Raw genomic sequence first — 16944 nt, forward strand, 5'->3', positions numbered from 1 at the left:
TTAAGTGAACGGTTCTCTACGTGAATAATTCCTGGCCGTGCGCCTCGACATAGGCGGCAAGCCCAAGCGTGTGGTCGCGCGCGCGTTTCTCGGCAAGCTCGGTGTCGCGCGCTTCCAGCGCCTCGATGATCCCGAGATGCTCGGGCAGCGAGGTCGCGGTGCGGTCCTTGCGGCCGATCGTGAGCTGGCGATAGCCGCGCACATGCAGCAGCAGGTCATTGGTGAGGTCGACCAGAACCGGCGATTCCGACAGCGAGATCAGCGCCTGGTGGAAGGCGATGTTGGCCTTGGAATATTCCTCGACGTGATCCTGCGGCAGGCGATCGGCGCTGAAGTCCTTGAAGAAGTCGCGCAGCGCCGAGATGTCCTTCTTGCGCGCGGTGGTCGTGATCAGGCGCGCCGCCATGCTCTCCAGGGCCGCCCAGGCGCGGATCATGTCGACGATCTCCGCCTTGGTGCGGCGGACCACGACGATGCCGCGGCGCGGCACGGTCTTCACGAATCCGTCCTGCTCGAGCATCGCGATCGCTTCGCGGATCGGCGTGCGGCTGACACCGAGGCGCTCGGACAGTGCGCGCTCGTCGAGCATCACCGGCTCCGGCGTCGCGTAGATGTCCATCTTCAGGATCGCTTCCTTCAAGGCTTCATAGGCCTTGTTCTTGAAGCTCGTCTCCGGCGCGATCCGGACGATGGCGATATCTGTGTCAGCCATGGTGGGCGACGCCTTGGTCTGTTTCGGTTCTGGCACGACTCGTCTCCTCCTCTTGGAGACGTCTTCTTAGCAGAAGAAATTACCTTAGATTTTTGGCATGCCAAATACCAGAATGTCAAGCTGCCTATATTTTTCGATCTTTTTGGACCTCGACCGACCTTGACAATTGCGTTTTTGGCATACCAAATGCCACGAAATCTGTCCCAGGAGGAAGCCAATGTCAAATTCGAAGGATGCGGTCCGCAAAATTCTCGATGCGGTCAAGGCCGACAAGCGCACGAGCCTCACCGCGCCTGAAGGCAAGGTGGTGTGCGATGCCTACGGCATTCCGGTGCCGAAAGAGGGCGTCGCCAAGTCGGCGGCCGAGGCCGCCCGCATCGCCTCCGACATGGGCTTCCCGGTCGTGATGAAGATCGTCTCGCCCGACATCCTCCACAAGACCGAGGCCGGCGGCGTGGTGGTCGGCGTCAAGAGCGCCGCCGAGGCCGAGAAGAGCTACGAGACCATTCTGGCCAACGCCAGGAAGTACAAGGCCGACGCCAAGATCGAGGGCATCCAGGTCCAGCAGATGCTGGGCGGCGGTACCGAGGTGATCGTTGGCTCGATCACCGACGGCTCGTTCGGCAAGCTGGTCGCCTTCGGTCTCGGCGGTGTGCTGGTCGAGATCCTCAAGGACATCACCTTCCGCCTCGCGCCGGCGACCAAGGAAGATGCATTGTCGATGCTCGACGGCATCCAGGCCCATGAGATGCTGAAGGGCGTGCGCGGCGGCGATCCGGTCAACCGCGAGGCGCTCGCCGACGTCATCGTCAAGGTGTCGCAGCTGGTCAGCGATTTCCCCGAGATCGTCGAGCTCGACCTCAACCCGGTGTTCGCCACCAGCAAGAACGCGATCGCCGCCGACGTCCGCATTGTTGTCGACTTCAACTACAAGCCGCGTCCGGCACCGCGTCCGACCGAAGAGATCGTCGCTGCGATGAACCGCATCATGCAGCCGAAGGGCGTTGCGGTGATCGGCGCCTCCGCCGAGGACGGCAAGATCGGCAACTCCGTGATGAAGAACCTCATCAACGGCGGCTACAAGGGCGAGATCTATCCGATCCATCCGAAGGCCGCCGAAATCCTCGGCTACAAGGCCTACAAGAGCGTCAAGGACGTGCCCGGCGTGATCGACACGGCGGTGTTTGCGATCCCGGCGAAGTTCGTCGCCGGCGCGCTCGCCGAATGCGGCGAGAAGAAAATCCCCGGTGCGGTGCTGATTCCCTCGGGCTTTGCCGAGGCCGGCGCGCCCGAGCTGCAGGCCGAGATCGTCGAGGTCGGCAAGAAGTACAATATCCGCCTGATGGGGCCGAACATCTACGGCTTCTATTATACCCCGGCCAATCTCTGCGCCACGTTCTGCACCGCCTATGACGTCAAGGGCCATGCCGCGCTGTCGTCGCAGTCGGGCGGCATCGGCATGGCGATCATCGGCTTCTCGCGCTCGGCCAAGATGGGCGTGTCGGCGATCGTCGGCCTCGGCAACAAGTCCGACATCGACGAGGACGATCTGCTCGCCTTCTTTGAGCAGGATCCCAACACCAACCTGATCGCGCAGCACTGCGAGGACCTCAAGGACGGCCGCGCCTTCGCGGAGGCCGCCAAGCGGGTCTCCAAGAAGAAGCCGGTGGTCGTGCTCAAGGCCGGCCGCACCTCGGCCGGTGCGAAGGCGGCGTCGTCGCACACCGGCGCGCTCGCCGGCAACGACAAGATCTACGAGGACGTGTTCAAGCAGTCGGGCGTGATCCGCGCGCGTTCGCTTCGGCAACTGCTGGAATTCGCCCGCGGCGTGCCGGTGCTGCCGACGCCGAAGGGCGAGAACGTGCTGATCATCACCGGCGCCGGCGGCTCCGGCGTGCTGCTCTCCGACTCCGTGGTCGACAACGGCCTGTCGCTGATGCAGATGCCGCCGGATCTCGATGCGGCGTTCCGCAAGTTCATCCCGCCGTTCGGCGCGGCCGGAAATCCTGTGGATATCACCGGCGGCGAGCCGCCGATCACCTATGTCAACACCGTGAAGCTCGGCCTGTCGGACGAGCGCATCCACGCTCTGATCCTCGGCTACTGGCACACCATCGTGACGCCGCCGATGGTGTTCGCGCGCAACATGGTCGAGGTGAAGAAGGAGATGGAGGCCAAGGGCTTCGTCAAGCCGATCGTCGCCTCGCTCGCCGGCGACGTCGAGGTCGAGGAAGCCGCCGAATATCTCTACCAGAACGGCATCCCGGCCTACGCCTATTCGACCGAACTCCCGGTAGAGGTGCTCGGCGCCAAGTACAAGTGGGCCCGCGGCGCCGGCCTGCTCTGATCTTCTGATCTGTCGAATACCACAGGCCGCCTCGGACACCGTCCGGGGCGGCCTTTTCGTTGGGCTGCCCCCATCTGCAACGTGCCGCCGAGATGGGCGGGAAGGGCGCGATCAGCCCGATCGCGCAAAACCAAGCCAGGCTTTCCTGATCCTCCTGCGCGGGTTCCGTGCACCATCTTCTTTTCCGGAAACACCCGCGACCGTCAAAGGCGGCTTGCCTTCCGCATCTGATGTGCTACTGATATGTTAGTTGACGTGCGATGGAGGACCCACGATGGAGTTGGCTGCAAGAGGGATGACCGACCGCCAGCGCAAATATCGCGCGACCTACCGCGAGCGCGTGGTGGGCTGGTACAATGGCTGGCTGCATGTCGTGCTGATCTACACGATCGGCTTCACGGCGCTGTACGTCTATCTGGCCAATGTGCACGACGTGCGGTGGTGGGAATACCTCACCATTCCCGTGGTCTTCCTGATCGCAAACTTCTTCGAATGGGCGGTGCACCGCTTCGTCATGCACCGGCCCTCGAATGTGCCCTTGCTGCGCGCGGTCTACAGCCGCCACACGCTGATGCACCATCAATTCTTCACCGAGGAGGAGATGCGCTTCGCCGATCATCACGACTGGCGCGTCACCTTCTTTCCGCCCTATGCGCTGGTGGTGTTTACCCTGATGTCGATCCCGCCGGCGATCGTCGCGGGCCTTGGGATCTCGGCCAACACCGGCTGGCTGCTGATCGCCACGACGACCTCGATGTACCTGATCTACGAATTCATGCACTTCTGCTGCCACGTCGAGGAAAACGCCTTCGTGCGCAACATGCCCTTCGTCAACACCATCCGCCGGCATCATACCGCCCATCACAACCAGTCGATCATGATGGAGCGGAACATGAACCTGACCTTCCCGGTGATGGACTATGTGTTCGGCACCTCCGATCTCAATCGCGGCCTGCTTGGCCATATCTTCAACGGCTACAGCACGCGCTACGTGAAGACCGACATGCGCCGGACGGCGCGGACGCCGCGGGTCGTGGCGAAGCAGCAATCGATGCCGCATGCCGCAGCTTGAACCCAATCTCGCCGGCCTCGCCTGGTTCGGCCTGCTGTGGGGCGTGTGCTGCATCGGCTTCCTGCAGCTGGCCGGCATGTACCCGCTGCGCGGGCGCGCCGTTCTGCCGGTGACGATGACGACCATCGTGTGGGTGATGCTGCTCGCCGGCACGCTGGCATTCGCGCTGGCCGAATTGCGCTGGACCACCGTCGTTGTCGTCGGCGGCGTGCTGTTCCTGTTTTTGCCCGGGCTGTTTCAGGCGCTGCCGGAATGGTGGCGCGACGGACGCGCGGGATTGCGGCTGTCCTGTTGCGCCATGATCGCCGCGCTCGCTCTGCTGGTCCGCGTGGCGGCGCCGTCCTTTCCCACGTGGTTGATCTGAAGGGAGGTCTCGATGCCAAGCCACATCAAGCTCATGCTGTCGCTGGCGTGCCTCGCCACGGCGGCCTGCGGGTATATTTTCATGGTCTATCTGGGACAGCAGGGACCGAGCTATGCGGTCGCCTTCCTCGGCGTGTTCGCGACCGTCGCGATGTGGATCTTCCCCGAGGTCGTCAAGAAGGACCTCAAGATGCGCCCGCCGGGATCCTGACCGAGCTCCTGACATGATGCTGCAGCACAGGGAGGATCCGATGGCGAGCTATACCGGGGACCGCACCATCGACGGCATTTCGGTGCTGGTCGACGGCAAGCCGCTGTCGCCGCATTACGACCAGCTTCGTCTCACCGAACACGGTTTTGAATGGAGCTACGAGGGGCCCGAGCCGGCGCAACTGGCCTTCGCGCTGCTCTATGATCATCTGCACGATGCCGCTGCCGCGAAAGCGTTGCACGAGAGCTTCATGCGGCGCGTCGTCGCCAATTTCGACAATGAATGGGAGCTCTCCTCGGCCGATCTCGACGAGGCGGTTGCGGTGCTGCGGTCCGGACAGACGGCCTGAGCCCGTGCTGATGTCCCTGGCAGAGAATTCTTGAGATGACCCTGACCTATCGCGCGGCGGTGCTGCATCAAAGCGGAACGCCGCTCTCCGTCGAGCGCGTATCGCTTGCGCAGCCGATGCCGACCGACGTCGTGGTGAAGGTGCGCGCCGCGGGGCTCTGCCACACCGATCTGGAGGTCATCGACGGATCGTTGCGCTATCCCTTGCCGATGATCCTCGGGCACGAGGCCGCCGGCGTGGTCGAGGAAATCGGCAGTGCGGTGCGCGACATCAGCGTCGGCGATCGCGTCGTCCTGTCCTGGAATCCGCATTGCGGGCACTGCTTCCACTGCGACCGTGCGCAGCCGATCCTGTGCGAGACCTATCTCGCGCGGGGCGCGGAAGGCGTGCATTTCGACGGCGCGTCGAAGGCGCAGCTCGTGGACGGCCGCAACCTGGCGCACCTGATGTTCCTCGGCGCGTTCTCGGAATATGTCGTGCTGCCGGCGCAGCAGGCGATCGTCGTGCCGAACGACATTCCGTTCGACCGTGCGTGCCTGATCGGCTGCGGCGTCATGACCGGCGTCGGCGCCGCGTTGAACGTCGCCGCCATCGGCCACGGCGATACCGTGATGGTCACCGGCTGCGGCGCGGTCGGGCTGGCAGCGGTGCAGGGCGCCCGGCTTGCCGGCGCCGGTGCTGTCATCGCGGTCGACCTCGATGATGCAAAGCTTGCGCTGGCGCGGCAGCTCGGCGCCACGCACGTCGTCAACGCGGCCCGCGAGGACCCGGTCCAGTTCGCAAAGCAGGCGACGCGCGGCCGGGGCGCCGACGTCATCCTCGAAGCGGCGGGCCATCCCAACGCGTTTCGGCAGACCGCGGAGGCGGTGCGGCCGGGCGGTGAGGTGATCTGGCTCGGCAAGATCGACGTTACGCAGGACGTGAGTTTTCGCTGGGGCGCGTTGATGGGCGAGAAGCGATTTCGCCGCTCGAGCTATGGCGGCGCGCGGCCACGGCGCGACTTTCCCCTGCTGGCGCAGGCCTATCTCGACGGCCGGCTCAAGCTCGACGAACTGATCACCGGACGCTGCAGCCTCGACGGCATCAATGACGGTTTCGAGGCGCTGCGGCGCGGGCGGTCGATCCGCACGGTCGTTGAGTTCTGATCGCTCTCACAGCGTCGAACGCGCAAAACTCTCGATGTAGTCGATCAGGCTGTCGGACGCCGCGCCCGCGGCGTCGCCGCGGCGCTCGGCGATGGCTTCGGCGACGTCGGCATGCAGCCGCGCCGCGAGCGGCAGATCGGCCGCTTCCTTGTAATGCTGGTACCAGAACCGGCGCGACAGGCCGTGCATCAGGCCCATCGCGCGCGAGGCGAACTCATTGCGCGACGCCGCGGAGATCAGGGTGTTGAGCTGATGATCCAGCCGCATGAACAGCAGATCGTCGGACTTTTCCGCAGCGCGCCGCATGCCGGCGGCGATCTCGGAGAACTGCGTGCGCTGCTCGCTGGTGGCGCGCTCGGCGGCGCCGCGCGCCATCAGCCGTTCCAGCTCGCGCCGGACTTCGAGCAGGCGCAGCTGGGCCCTGAGGTCGATCTCGGACACCAGCACGCCGCGCCGGGCCAGGATGTTGACGAGGCCGTCGCGCGACAGGCGCTGCAAGGCCTCGCGGATCGGGGTTCGGCCGATGTCGAGCCGCTTGGCGAGCACGAGCTCGGAGAGCGCGGTGCCCGGTGGCAGTTGCAGCGTCACGATCAGCTCTTCCAGCTGGGCATAGGCGCGATCGGTGAGTGTGACGTCGCTTTGCGGGAGAGGAGCCGGCGCGGAACCGCGCGGCTTGTCGCCGGCGGCGGACGATTGCCGTGCCGGCCGGCGGCTTCCCTTTGCGCGCGCGCGCACCGTGCTGGATCGCTTGTTCAAATTTACCATCTGGATCGCGAGTGCTGCTCTACAGCAGATATCTCACACGCCCGATGGCAATGACAAGGCCGGTCGATCGGCCTAAGCCGAATCGGACGGCGCGCAGCGCGCCCATCAGTGCGAAATGCTTTCCAGCGTCCGGCCGCGGGTTTCTTCGCCGAGCAGCAGCACCGCAAGCGCCGCCACCACGAATGCGCCGGCGCCGAGCGCAAACACGCCGCCTTGTCCGGCCGCCGGCAGGATCACGCCGATCACGTAGGGGCCGATCAGCGAACCGATTCGGCCGACCGCGGAGGCAAAGCCCGTTCCGGTCGCGCGGACATGGGTCGGGTACAGTTCGGGCGTATAGGCGTAGAGCGCCGACCACATGCCGAACAGGAAGAACTGCATGCAGAGGCCCGCAATGATGAGCTGGGTCTGGTCCGCCGCCGAGCCGTAGAAATGGCAGGCGATCGCGCCGCAGAGCAGGTTCATCACCAGCGTCGCCTTGCGGCCCCAGGATTCGACGAGCCACGCCGAGACCAGGAAGCCGGGGATCCCCGCGAGCGAGATCAGGATGGTGTAGAACACCGATTTGGTGATCGGGAAGCCCTTGGCCTGCAGCAGCGCGCCGAGCCACGTGGTCAGGCCGTAGAAGCCGAGCAGCGCGAAGAACCACAGGGTCCACAACATCGTGGTTCGCTTGGCGTAGATGCCCGAAAACAGCGTTCTCAGGCCGGTCACTTCGGACGCGGGGGCGGCGGCCTGGCGCACCACCGGCGGCAGGTCCTTGCCGCCGAGACGGTCGCGGACCCTGCTTTCGATTTTGCGCACGGTCGCTTCGGCCCGCTCCGAATAGCCGTGCGAGGCGAGCCAGCGCGGCGATTCCGGAACGAAACGGCGCACGACAAGCACGAAGACGGCCGGGATCGCCTGCAAGATGAAGACCCAGCGCCAGTCGGCGACCTGCAGCACGAAGTAGGTCAGCAGGCCCGACGCGATGAAGCCGAGCGGCCAGAATCCTTCGAGGAACGCGATGTAGCGGCCGCGGTTGCGCGCCGGCATGATCTCCGAGACCATCGACTGCGCGACCGGGAACTCCATGCCCATTCCGAAGCCGAGCAGCAGGCGGGATGCGCCGAGCGCGGTCGCCGTGGTGGACAGACCGCAGCACAGGCTGCCCAATCCCCAGAAGATCATGCTGACCTGGAAGACGCGGGCGCGGCCGAAACGGTCGGCAAGCAGGCCGGCGGAGGCGGCGCCCGCGAACATGCCGAGGAAGCTCATGCTGGACAGCAGCCCGGCTTCCGCCGTCGACAGGCCGAAGGTCTGGCGGATCGAACCGAGCACGAAGGTGAGCGCGGCCAGGTCCATGCTGTCGAAGAACCACGCGGTCGCGATGATTCCGAAGATCCAGCGCTGGTAGGAGGTCAGCGGCAGGCGTTCGAGCCGTGCCGCGATGTCGGCGACCTGCTGCGCCTGCGCGGATCGCGCAACGGCCGGAGCCCGGCTTTCGGCTGCTGCGGCGACGTCGGAAATGGTCATTGCTGCCTCCCCAGGTGGGCATGGGCTCTTTGTCGGCCTTTTCATAAAATGTCACACGAATAGCAGTGATATGTCAATTGGCGATCACGCGCGAATTGGCGGCGCGAACCGGGCCGCGGCACCGGAGGGGGGCCCCGGACAAATCGGCGCGTGGCGCGCTCCTCCCGTGATCCGGTCGACCATCCCTGCCGCTTCCGGCATCCTGCGAAGCGGCATCAAGAGCCGGTTAACGGCATCCGAGAAATCGGGGGCTAACAGCTAATCCGGCTTTAATGGGAAGCCGACTAAACGTCACGTGGTTGCAAGGTGCCGGATGCCTGGAGGTATCCGATGTTGCGTCGGGCGGAGGCGTTTTCCCCATATGTCAGTTCAGGCCGATTTGGATTTTGCGAGCGACGATCGCGCGAGGGCGCAGATCGGTGCGGCGGTGAGCTATCTGCTCAGGGACGCGACCGGCGTCACGCGCGAGCATGCCGTCGAGACGATTGTCGAGATGGTGCGCGACATCGCAAGCCGGCCGCCCACTGTCGAAGCGGCATCGATTCAGCCGCTTATGAGCGGCGTCACCTATCGGGATTTTGTGATCGATGCCTACCGGCGCGATGTCGATCGCTGGCGCGCGACCATCCGCCGTTCGAACGGCAAGAAGATCCGGATCGCTTCGCCGCCGTCCGTGCGCGACGAGGCGACGACCACAGCGGACGCGATCACCGCCGAGAAGGCCATCGAGTTCGCCAGGCGGGCGATCGACCTGGGCGAGGTGATCTGACCTCGCCACCTCGAGGCTGGCATCGCTGCGACGTCTTGGCGATGCCGCCTATGCTTGGGACGCGCGATGTGCTCCGATGCGACAGCTGTGCCGGTTCCGCAGCTGTCTGCGGAATTGTCCATTCATCCTGTCCCAGCCGAGAAATGCGATGCCTTCCGAACTCCGTTCGCCTCGTCTGGCCGTCCTGATCGACGCCGACAATGCATCCGCAAAGATCGCCGATGGGCTGTTCGAGGAGATCGCCAAGATCGGCGAGGCCAGCGTGCGCCGCATCTACGGCGACTTCTCCAATCCGAGGTCCAAGGGCTGGGCCGACATCCTGTCGAAGCACGCCATTATCCCCCAGCAGCAATTCGCCTATACGACCGGGAAGAATGCATCCGACATCACCTTGGTGATCGACGCCATGGACCTGCTGCACAGCGGCCGGTTCGACGGCTTCTGCCTGGTATCGTCGGACAGCGATTTCACCCGGCTTGCCGCCCGCATCCGCGAGCACGGCATCGACGTGTTCGGGTTCGGCGAGCAGAAGACGCCGGAGAGTTTTCGGCAGGCCTGCCGCCGGTTCGTCTATACGGAAAATCTGCGCGGCGGCGCGCCGAGCAATCAGGATGCCGCCGTGCGGGCTCAGCCGTTGCAGCCACCCGAGGCCGCCACGCCCATCATCAAGAAGGTCATCAGCCAGATGGCAAGCGAGGACGGCTGGGTGACGCTTGGCGAGGTCGGACGGCAGCTGGCTAATTTCGCATCGGATTTCGATCAGAGGACCTACGGCTTCCGCACCCTCGGCGAGCTGGTGCGCAGGACCAACGCTTTCGAGATCGAGTCGAAGGGCGGGACGATGCGAATCCGCATCAAGCCTTCAGCTGCACCGCCGTCAAGACGACGAGCTCCAAGGCGTCGAGCCAATCAAAAACCGCCGGAATGAACGGTGCGCAGCGCGCTCCTGTTCTGAGCCATCCCTGAATCTGAACCCAGGATGAATGCTGCTTCGGACATTGTCCGGAGCAGCATTTTCATTTGTGCTGGAATCAAGCGAATTGCGCGCGGAACTGGAGTTGCGCGAGTTGCAGCATTGGAACTGGAACGTTCTCATTGGTTGCGATGTTGAGGGGCATCGATCAATTCGGAGGAGGAGAATCATGAACAAGCGTTTTGCTGTTTCCCTTGTCGCTGCAGCGTCGCTGCTCGCGTCCGGTTCGGCCTTCGCGCAGTCCACGACTGCGGCGGGCGCCGCGAACGGCGCGCGGGCCGGCGGCGAAATCGCGGGGCCGGTCGGCGAGATCGTCGGCGGCACGGTGGGTGCCGCGGTCGGCGCCGGCCTCGAGATTCCGAATGCGGTGATCACCTCGATCCCGCGTAACGAGCCGTCGGTGGTGGTGCGTGAACGCGTCGTGGTCGGCAAGCCGCTGCCCGACACCGTCGTGCTGCGCCCGGTGCCGCGCTACACCGAGTATCGCTACGCCGTCGTCAACGATCGCCGTGTGATCGTGGAGCCGCGCACCCGCCGGATCGTCAAGATCATCGACTGATCGCATCGGACTCTGACTACGAAGATCCTCGCGGGCGCATCGCTCGCGGGGATTTTCTTGGGTCCCATGAATACCGGCATGGCACCGCCCAGCTTTTTTCATGAAACGACCGGTTGGCCTGACGCCGCGATCCCCTAGACTGATCCGCAACGGATGGACGCAGCCAGCGTTCGTCTCAATCAAGAACAGGGGATGGAAGCATGGCTCGGAAGATCGCGATCGTCGGCGCGGGAGCTGTCGGCGGCTACGCCGGCGCGCATATGGTGCAGGCGGGAGAGGACGTCACGTTCATCGATCCCTGGCCCGTGCATGTCGAGCACATGCGCAAGCACGGCCTGCGCGTCACGCACGCGATGGAGGTCGCGGAATTCTCGGTCCCGGTGCGCGCGCTTGATGTCACCGACGCGCAGCAACTGGCGAAAGAGAAACCGGTCGACATCGCCTTCGTCTGCATGAAGTCCTACGACACCGCCTGGGCCACCATGCTGATCCGGCAATATCTGGCGGCGGACGGCTACGTCGTGTCGCTGCAGAACTGCATGAACGAGGAGACCATCGCCGGCATCGTCGGCTGGGGCAAGACGCTCGGCTGCATCGCGAGCAGCATCACCGTCAATCTGCCGGAGCCCGGCCATATCCACCGCGGCGCCGGCAAGGGCGGCGCAGCGCACACCGTGTTTCGCGCCGGCGAGGTGCACGGCCGGATCACGGCGCGGGCGGAGGAAGTCTGCCGCCTGGTCGGCTATTCCGACAGCGCCAAGGTCACCTCCAATCTCTGGGGCGAGCGCTGGTCGAAGCTGGTCGCCAACGTGATGGGCAATGGGCTCTCGGCCTGCACTGGTCTGGCGGGCGGCGAGGTGCTGCAAAGCGAGCCGCTGCGCCGCTTCTCGACGCGGCTCGGCAGCGAGGCGATCCGCGTCGGCCAGGCGCAGGGCTATCAGCTGGAAGAGATCCTGCATCTGCCGCCCGAGACCATCGCACGGGCCGGCGAGGGCGACGAGGCCGCAACGCGCGCCTGCGACGAGCAGCGCTTCAAGGATGCCAAGCGCACCTCATCGGCGCAGCGCCCCTCGATGGGCCAGGACATGCAGAAGGGCCGCCGCACCGAGATCGAATTCCTCAACGGCCTCGTGGTCCGCGAGGGCGAGAAGCTCGGCATCGCGTGCAATGCCAACGCCGCGCTGACCGACATCGTCAAGCGTGTCGAACGCGGCGAGCTGAAGCCGGATCCACGGCACATCACCGAGTTGCGGCTGAATTGAGTGGCCACAGCCGTCATTGCGAGCGAAGCAATCCATCTCTCCGCATGTGTCTTACCTACAGCAGCTGCCTTACCCCCATCCCGTGCATGAACCGCTCGCGGATCTGCACGGGGTCGCGCCGGGTGGTGCCGGTGCCGGGCTTGTCGTCGATGCGGACGCCGATCAGGGTCGGGCCGGAGGCCTGTTTCGACTGTTCGATCAGCCGCTCGAAATCGTCCTCGTCGGCGGCCCAGGAGCTGTTCGTGATGCCGCTGGCGATTGCGACCTGAACGATATCGGTATGGCCGGCGGCTGGCGTCGGCTGGCTGCCCGTGATCTGGTAGATGCCGTTGTCCATCACCACCATGGTGAGATTCTTCGGCGCCAGCGTCGCGATGGTCGAGAGGCAGCCGAGCTGCATCAGCAGCGAGCCGTCGCCTTCCAGCGCGAACACGCGCCGGTTCGGCTGCGCCAGCGCGACGCCGAGCGCGATCGGAAACGCAAGTCCCATGCTGCCCAGCATGTAGAAATTCTGCGGGCGATGGCCGGCGGCCCAGAGGTCGAAATTGGTGTTGCCGATGCCGCCGATCACGGCCTCGTCCTTCAGGCCGGCGACGAGGCGCTGGGTGAGATCGAAGCGGTTCATCACCTTGGTGTTGCGCGCGTGGGTGCTGGTCATGGCTGATCTCACTTGTCGAAGGTCTTGCCGCCGGTCAGCAGCGGCGAGAGGATCAGCGCCACCGGCGCCTGGGTGGTGACGGCCTGCTTGATCGAGCGGTCCGCGATGAATTCGAGCTCGTCGAGCCGCGTGATGGTGTGATGCTCCATCGCCAGCGAATCCAGCACCGGGCGCATGGTGCGGCAGACCAGTGCCTGGCCGTAATTGAACTCGCCGAGCGTGCCACGCTCGGAGACGAACATGATCAGCGGGATCTGGTAGGGCACCGCGAGCGAGGCCAGCACATTGGCGAGCGTGGCAAAGCCCGAGGTCTGCATCAGCACCGCGCCGCGCGTTCCCGCCATCCAGGCCCCGGAGACGATGCCCACCGCTTCTTCCTCGCGCGCGGTCGGAAACGTCGTGAAATAGGGATCGGCGTGCAGGTCCTTGATCAGCGTGGTCAGCACCCGGTCGGGCACATAAGGCACGAGCTTGATCTCGTTCCGCTTCAGCGTCTGCAGCACGATGCCGTGCCAGGTCGTCGCCGCATCCTGGGACTTGTCCTTGGCTTTATCTTTGGACGAGGCTTGTTCCGCGGCCGCCATCCTGTTCTCCCTGCTCGCGCGACACTGGTGGCCGCTTGCCGCACGAAACTTGACGCGGTGCCTGCGATTGTCAACATGTCGCGGCCGCAACGCGATCTGCGGAATTCGGCCATCGCAGCGCCGAACCAACGTGCGATACAGGCGTAACGAAAAAGAGACGGTAGCGATCAAGGGACGGGAGGCGTCGATGGCCGGATGGGTCTGGCGGACCGCCATTGCGGCAGCGGCCATGATTGTGGCCGGCCTTGCGTCCGCGCAGCCGTACCCGGCCAAGGCCGTTCACATTCTCGTTCCATATCCGCCCGGCGGCGGCGTCGACGTTCTGACGCGAACGCTCGCTGAAGCGGTGTCGAAGACCTGGACGCAGTCGATCGTAGTCGAGAACCGGCCCGGCGCCGGCGGGGTGATCGCCTCGCAGGCGATCGCGACCTCCGCGCCCGACGGTTACAATCTGATCATGGTGGCGAGCGGCCACGCCACCAATCCATTCCTTTATCCAAAGCTGCCCTACGACACGTTCAGGGATTTTTCGGCGATCTCGCTCTTGGCGTCGTCGCCGAACGTGCTGCTGGTGCGCGCGGATTCGCCGTTCAAATCGGTCGCCGACGTCATCGCCGCGGCGAAGGCGAAGCCGGGCAGCCTGTCCTTCGCCCATGCCGGCAACGGCACCTCGACCCATCTGGCCGGGGAGCTGCTCAAGAGCCTCGCCAAGATTGATCTCGACGCGATCCCCTACAAGGGCGGTGCGCCCGCGATCAACGATCTGCTCGGCGGGCAAATTCCGATGTCGTTCAACAACGGGCCGGAATCGGTCGGGCAGCTGCAAGCCGGCACGGTTCGCGCGCTGGCGGTGACGACCGGCTCGCGTGCGCCGTTCCTGCCTGACGTGCCCAGCATGTCGGAAACCGTTCCGGGCTACGACACCGAGGTGTGGTGGGGCTTGCTTGGACCCGGCGGCATGCCCGCCGACCTCGTCGCCAAGATCTCGCATGATTTCGTCGCGGCGGTGAACACCGATGCCGTGAAGGAGCGGCTCGGCAAGCTCGGTGCGATCCCGATCGGCTCCACGCCGGACAAGTTCGCCGCCAAGATCAAGGCCGACTACGACAAATGGGGGCCGATCATCAAGGCCGCCGGCATGAAGGCGGAATAGAGCATGGCTGCGTCAGAGATTCCCGCCTGCCTGCCGCCGCGTCCGGTGACGCCGCCGAGGGAGAAGCTGCCGCCGAAGGCCTGCGACACCCATGCGCATGTGTTCGGCCCAAGCGATCGCTTTCCGTATGCCGGCGATCGCAGCTACACGCCGCCGGACGCGCCGCTCGCGACCTATCTCGGCATGCTCGATACGCTCGGTTTCTCCCGCGGCGTGCTGGTGCAGGGCAGCGCGCACGGCCACGACAATTCGGCGATGCTGGATGCGCTGCAGCGCGAGCCCGCGCGGCTGCGCGGCGTCGCGGTGGCCGATGCCGATGTGGCGGCAGGCACGCTCCGGCAATGGCATGTGCTCGGCGTCCGCGGCCTGCGCTTCAACCATTTCTTCCGCGGCGGGCAGCTGCACTATCGCGGTGGCATTCCCTTGAACGTTGCCGAGACGCACGCGGGCGTGATGGCCGAACTCGGCTGGCATCTGCAGCTCTGGATCGATGTGAAGGATTTGCCCCACACGATCCCGACGCTGAAGGCGCTGGGATTGCCGGTCGTGGTCGATCACATGGGCCGCACTGATGCCGGCGCCGGCATCAACACCGCGGGCTTTCAGAGCCTTTTGCGTGCGGTGGACGAAGGCTGGTGCTGGGCCAAACTGTCAGGCGCGCATCGGCTGAGCCAGCGGGCCCCTGATTATCCGGATGCGCGGCCGTTCCACGAGGCACTGGTGTCGGCCAATCCTGAAAGGCTGGTGTGGGGCGGCGACTGGCCGCATCCGCGGGTCGAGGGCGAAATGCCCGACGCCGGCCATCTGCTCGACCTGTTTCACGAATGGACGCCGGATGCGGCGACCCGGCACCGTATCCTCGTCGACAATCCCGCACGACTCTATGGCTTCCCAAACTGAAAGCTGCTCGAAGACATGACCGTCAACAACAAGCGCGTGTTCTACGTCAAATACCTCGCCCACGAGATCTACGTCGATATCCTGAAGAAGCGGCCGGACGTCCGGCTCGATCGTCTCGAGAACGAGACGCCGGAGGCGACGTTCGCGCCTGTCCTTGCCGACGCGCATGCCTATCAGATCGGTGCGGCGCGCGATGAGCTGGCGCCGCATTTCCATGCCCATGCCGAGCTGTTGAAGCGTGCGCCGAATCTTCTGATCGTGTCGTCGAATGGCGCCGGCTTCGATCCCGTCGATGTCGATGCCTGCACCGCGGCGGGCGTGCTTGTCGTCAACCAGTCCGGCGGCAACGCCAATTCGGTCGCCGAGCATGCGCTCGGCATGATGCTGACGCTGTCGAAGCGGATCATCCAGTCCGACCGCAGGCTGCGGCGTGAGGCCAATGTCAACCGCAACGATCTGATCGGCAATGAGCTGAAGGAGAAGACCGTCGGCATCGTCGGTCTCGGCAATGTCGGCCGCCGCATCGCCGAACTGTGCAGGGGCCTCCTGCACATGAAGGTGATCGCCTACGATCCCTATCTCACGGCGGACGAGATGGCGAAGCGGGGCGGGGAAAAGGTCGAGCTCGACGATCTCCTGCGTCGCGCGGACTTTGTTTCGATCTCGTGTCCGCTGGACAAGAACAGCCGCGGCATGATCGGCGCGCGCCAGTTCGCGCTGATGCAGCCGCACGCCTATTTCGTCACCACCGCGCGCGGCTTCATCCACGACGAGAAGGCGCTGGAGGAAGCGCTGCGTGGCAAGCGCATCGCCGGCGCCGGGCTCGACGTCTGGGACAAGGAGCCGCCGCCGCCGGATCATCCGCTGCTGCAGTTCGACAATGTGCTGGCGAGCCCGCACACCGCCGGTGTCACCCGCGAGGCGCGCATCAACATGGGCCGGATCGCCGCCGAGCAGATCCTCGACGCCCTCGACGGCAAGCGCCCGCCGCGCATCATCAATCCCGAGGTCTGGCCGGTCTACGCGCGACGGTTCGAGAAGGCGTTCGGGTTCATGCCGGGGTAGGGTCAGGCCTCCCCCTGCGGGGCCGCGGCTGCGCGCGGCCAAAATATCGAAAACAACCCCATGCAAAGGGGCTGGCGGCTGCCGGCGTTCGCGCAGCAACTTGACGCGCCGGGCAACTCAGGGATATATTTCCAATATTCCGAAATCGTGCAGGCGCCCGCCCTTGCGGAGGATATCTACCGCAAGGGCGGAGTGAATTCTTTCGCCGGTGCGCCCCTCACACAAACGGCCAGCCGTGCGAGCGTTCTTGCGCGCGCAAGAACACCGGAGAAAATCTCCTTCGTCGAGACCTCGATCGAGGCAATAAACGTACTGCCAAAGCACCGCCTCACAACGCGTCCGTTGTTATTTTCCCTGAGATATCGACGACTTAGCTTGAAATCGCCATTTTCCATTCGTGCCCGACCAGTCCGGGCACGGAAGGAAGATGTTCGATGCGACAGGTCCAGTCATTGCTCCGCAACGCGCCCGCCAGGATCGGCCGCCGTCTTGCGCAGATCGTCGCGATCGCTGCCGCCAGCCTGCCCCAGGCCGGCGCGTAG

General features: G+C 65.0%; 18 protein-coding genes. 13 read left to right on the top strand and 5 right to left on the bottom strand.

The window, feature by feature from the left end; genetic code table 11:
* Positions 1 to 16 precede the first annotated feature (16 nt).
* Positions 17 to 712 carry a GntR family transcriptional regulator gene (locus XI02_RS16645; protein WP_016848347.1) on the bottom strand — a complete coding sequence of 232 codons (696 nt, stop codon included), beginning with the start codon at positions 710 to 712 and terminating at the stop codon, positions 17 to 19.
* 217 nt (positions 713 to 929) lie between these two features.
* On the opposite strand from XI02_RS16645, the gene XI02_RS16650 reads away from it, so the two are divergent.
* From XI02_RS16650 to XI02_RS16675, 6 genes are all read left to right on the top strand, one after another.
* Entirely contained in the window at positions 930 to 3059 is a 2130-nt protein-coding gene (locus XI02_RS16650) for an acetate--CoA ligase family protein (protein WP_018270755.1), read from the top strand.
* A gap of 274 nt (positions 3060 to 3333) precedes the next feature.
* Positions 3334 to 4131, top strand: coding sequence for a sterol desaturase family protein (locus XI02_RS16655; protein WP_026192546.1), 798 nt, complete (start codon positions 3334 to 3336; stop codon positions 4129 to 4131).
* Positions 4118 to 4495 (top strand): hypothetical protein, encoded by a 378-nt coding sequence (locus XI02_RS16660; RefSeq protein WP_018270757.1) that lies wholly within the window; start codon positions 4118 to 4120, stop codon positions 4493 to 4495. Before XI02_RS16655 ends, XI02_RS16660 begins: the two co-directional genes overlap by 14 nt.
* Before the next feature lie 12 nt (positions 4496 to 4507).
* Positions 4508 to 4705: a hypothetical protein gene (locus tag XI02_RS16665; RefSeq protein ID WP_016842376.1), complete on the top strand. Its 198-nt coding sequence runs from the start codon at positions 4508 to 4510 to the stop codon at positions 4703 to 4705.
* 40 nt (positions 4706 to 4745) lie between these two features.
* Positions 4746 to 5054, top strand: coding sequence for a DUF6166 domain-containing protein (locus XI02_RS16670; RefSeq protein WP_026192547.1), 309 nt, complete (start codon positions 4746 to 4748; stop codon positions 5052 to 5054).
* A 35-nt stretch (positions 5055 to 5089) separates the two neighbouring features.
* Entirely contained in the window at positions 5090 to 6199 is a 1110-nt protein-coding gene (locus XI02_RS16675; protein ID WP_172648128.1) for a Zn-dependent alcohol dehydrogenase, read from the top strand.
* A gap of 6 nt (positions 6200 to 6205) precedes the next feature.
* On the opposite strand, the gene XI02_RS16680 is transcribed toward XI02_RS16675, so the two are convergent.
* A complete protein-coding gene (locus tag XI02_RS16680; RefSeq protein ID WP_018270759.1) occupies positions 6206 to 6964 on the bottom strand; it encodes a GntR family transcriptional regulator in 759 nt (252 codons plus the stop codon).
* A gap of 105 nt (positions 6965 to 7069) precedes the next feature.
* Positions 7070 to 8479, bottom strand: coding sequence for an MFS transporter (locus tag XI02_RS16685; protein WP_018270760.1), 1410 nt, complete (start codon positions 8477 to 8479; stop codon positions 7070 to 7072).
* A 361-nt stretch (positions 8480 to 8840) separates the two neighbouring features.
* Between XI02_RS16685 and XI02_RS16690 the strand changes: the two genes are divergently transcribed.
* The 4 genes from XI02_RS16690 (at position 8841) to XI02_RS16705 (ending at position 12042) form a co-directional block, all read left to right on the top strand.
* Entirely contained in the window at positions 8841 to 9248 is a 408-nt protein-coding gene (locus tag XI02_RS16690) for a hypothetical protein (RefSeq protein WP_016842371.1), read from the top strand.
* A 148-nt stretch (positions 9249 to 9396) separates the two neighbouring features.
* Positions 9397 to 10176, top strand: coding sequence for an NYN domain-containing protein (locus XI02_RS16695; protein ID WP_018270761.1), 780 nt, complete (start codon positions 9397 to 9399; stop codon positions 10174 to 10176).
* A gap of 214 nt (positions 10177 to 10390) precedes the next feature.
* Positions 10391 to 10780 (top strand): DUF1236 domain-containing protein, encoded by a 390-nt coding sequence (locus XI02_RS16700; protein ID WP_018270762.1) that lies wholly within the window; start codon positions 10391 to 10393, stop codon positions 10778 to 10780.
* Positions 10781 to 10980: 200 nt separating this feature from the next.
* Entirely contained in the window at positions 10981 to 12042 is a 1062-nt protein-coding gene (locus XI02_RS16705) for a ketopantoate reductase family protein (protein ID WP_018270763.1), read from the top strand.
* 55 nt (positions 12043 to 12097) lie between these two features.
* Here XI02_RS16705 and XI02_RS16710 read toward each other — a convergent pair whose 3' ends face one another.
* Positions 12098 to 12700, bottom strand: coding sequence for a thiamine pyrophosphate-dependent enzyme (locus XI02_RS16710; protein WP_018270764.1), 603 nt, complete (start codon positions 12698 to 12700; stop codon positions 12098 to 12100).
* Positions 12701 to 12708: 8 nt separating this feature from the next.
* Complete coding sequence (locus XI02_RS16715; RefSeq protein ID WP_026192548.1) at positions 12709 to 13284, bottom strand: thiamine pyrophosphate-binding protein; 576 nt, start codon at positions 13282 to 13284, stop codon at positions 12709 to 12711.
* Positions 13285 to 13471: 187 nt separating this feature from the next.
* Here XI02_RS16715 and XI02_RS16720 point away from each other — a divergent pair, with 187 nt between their 5' ends.
* The 3 genes from XI02_RS16720 to XI02_RS16730 are packed head-to-tail and all read left to right on the top strand — an operon-like array spanning position 13472 to position 16402.
* Positions 13472 to 14437, top strand: coding sequence for a tripartite tricarboxylate transporter substrate binding protein (locus tag XI02_RS16720; protein WP_172648127.1), 966 nt, complete (start codon positions 13472 to 13474; stop codon positions 14435 to 14437).
* A 3-nt stretch (positions 14438 to 14440) separates the two neighbouring features.
* Entirely contained in the window at positions 14441 to 15337 is an 897-nt protein-coding gene (locus tag XI02_RS16725) for an amidohydrolase (protein WP_018270767.1), read from the top strand.
* A 15-nt stretch (positions 15338 to 15352) separates the two neighbouring features.
* Positions 15353 to 16402, top strand: coding sequence for a hydroxyacid dehydrogenase (locus XI02_RS16730; protein WP_018270768.1), 1050 nt, complete (start codon positions 15353 to 15355; stop codon positions 16400 to 16402).
* Positions 16403 to 16944 lie beyond the last annotated feature (542 nt).

The sequence above is a fragment of the Bradyrhizobium sp. CCBAU 21365 genome (genome assembly GCF_015291305.1).
GTDB lineage: Bacteria > Pseudomonadota > Alphaproteobacteria > Rhizobiales > Xanthobacteraceae > Bradyrhizobium > Bradyrhizobium elkanii.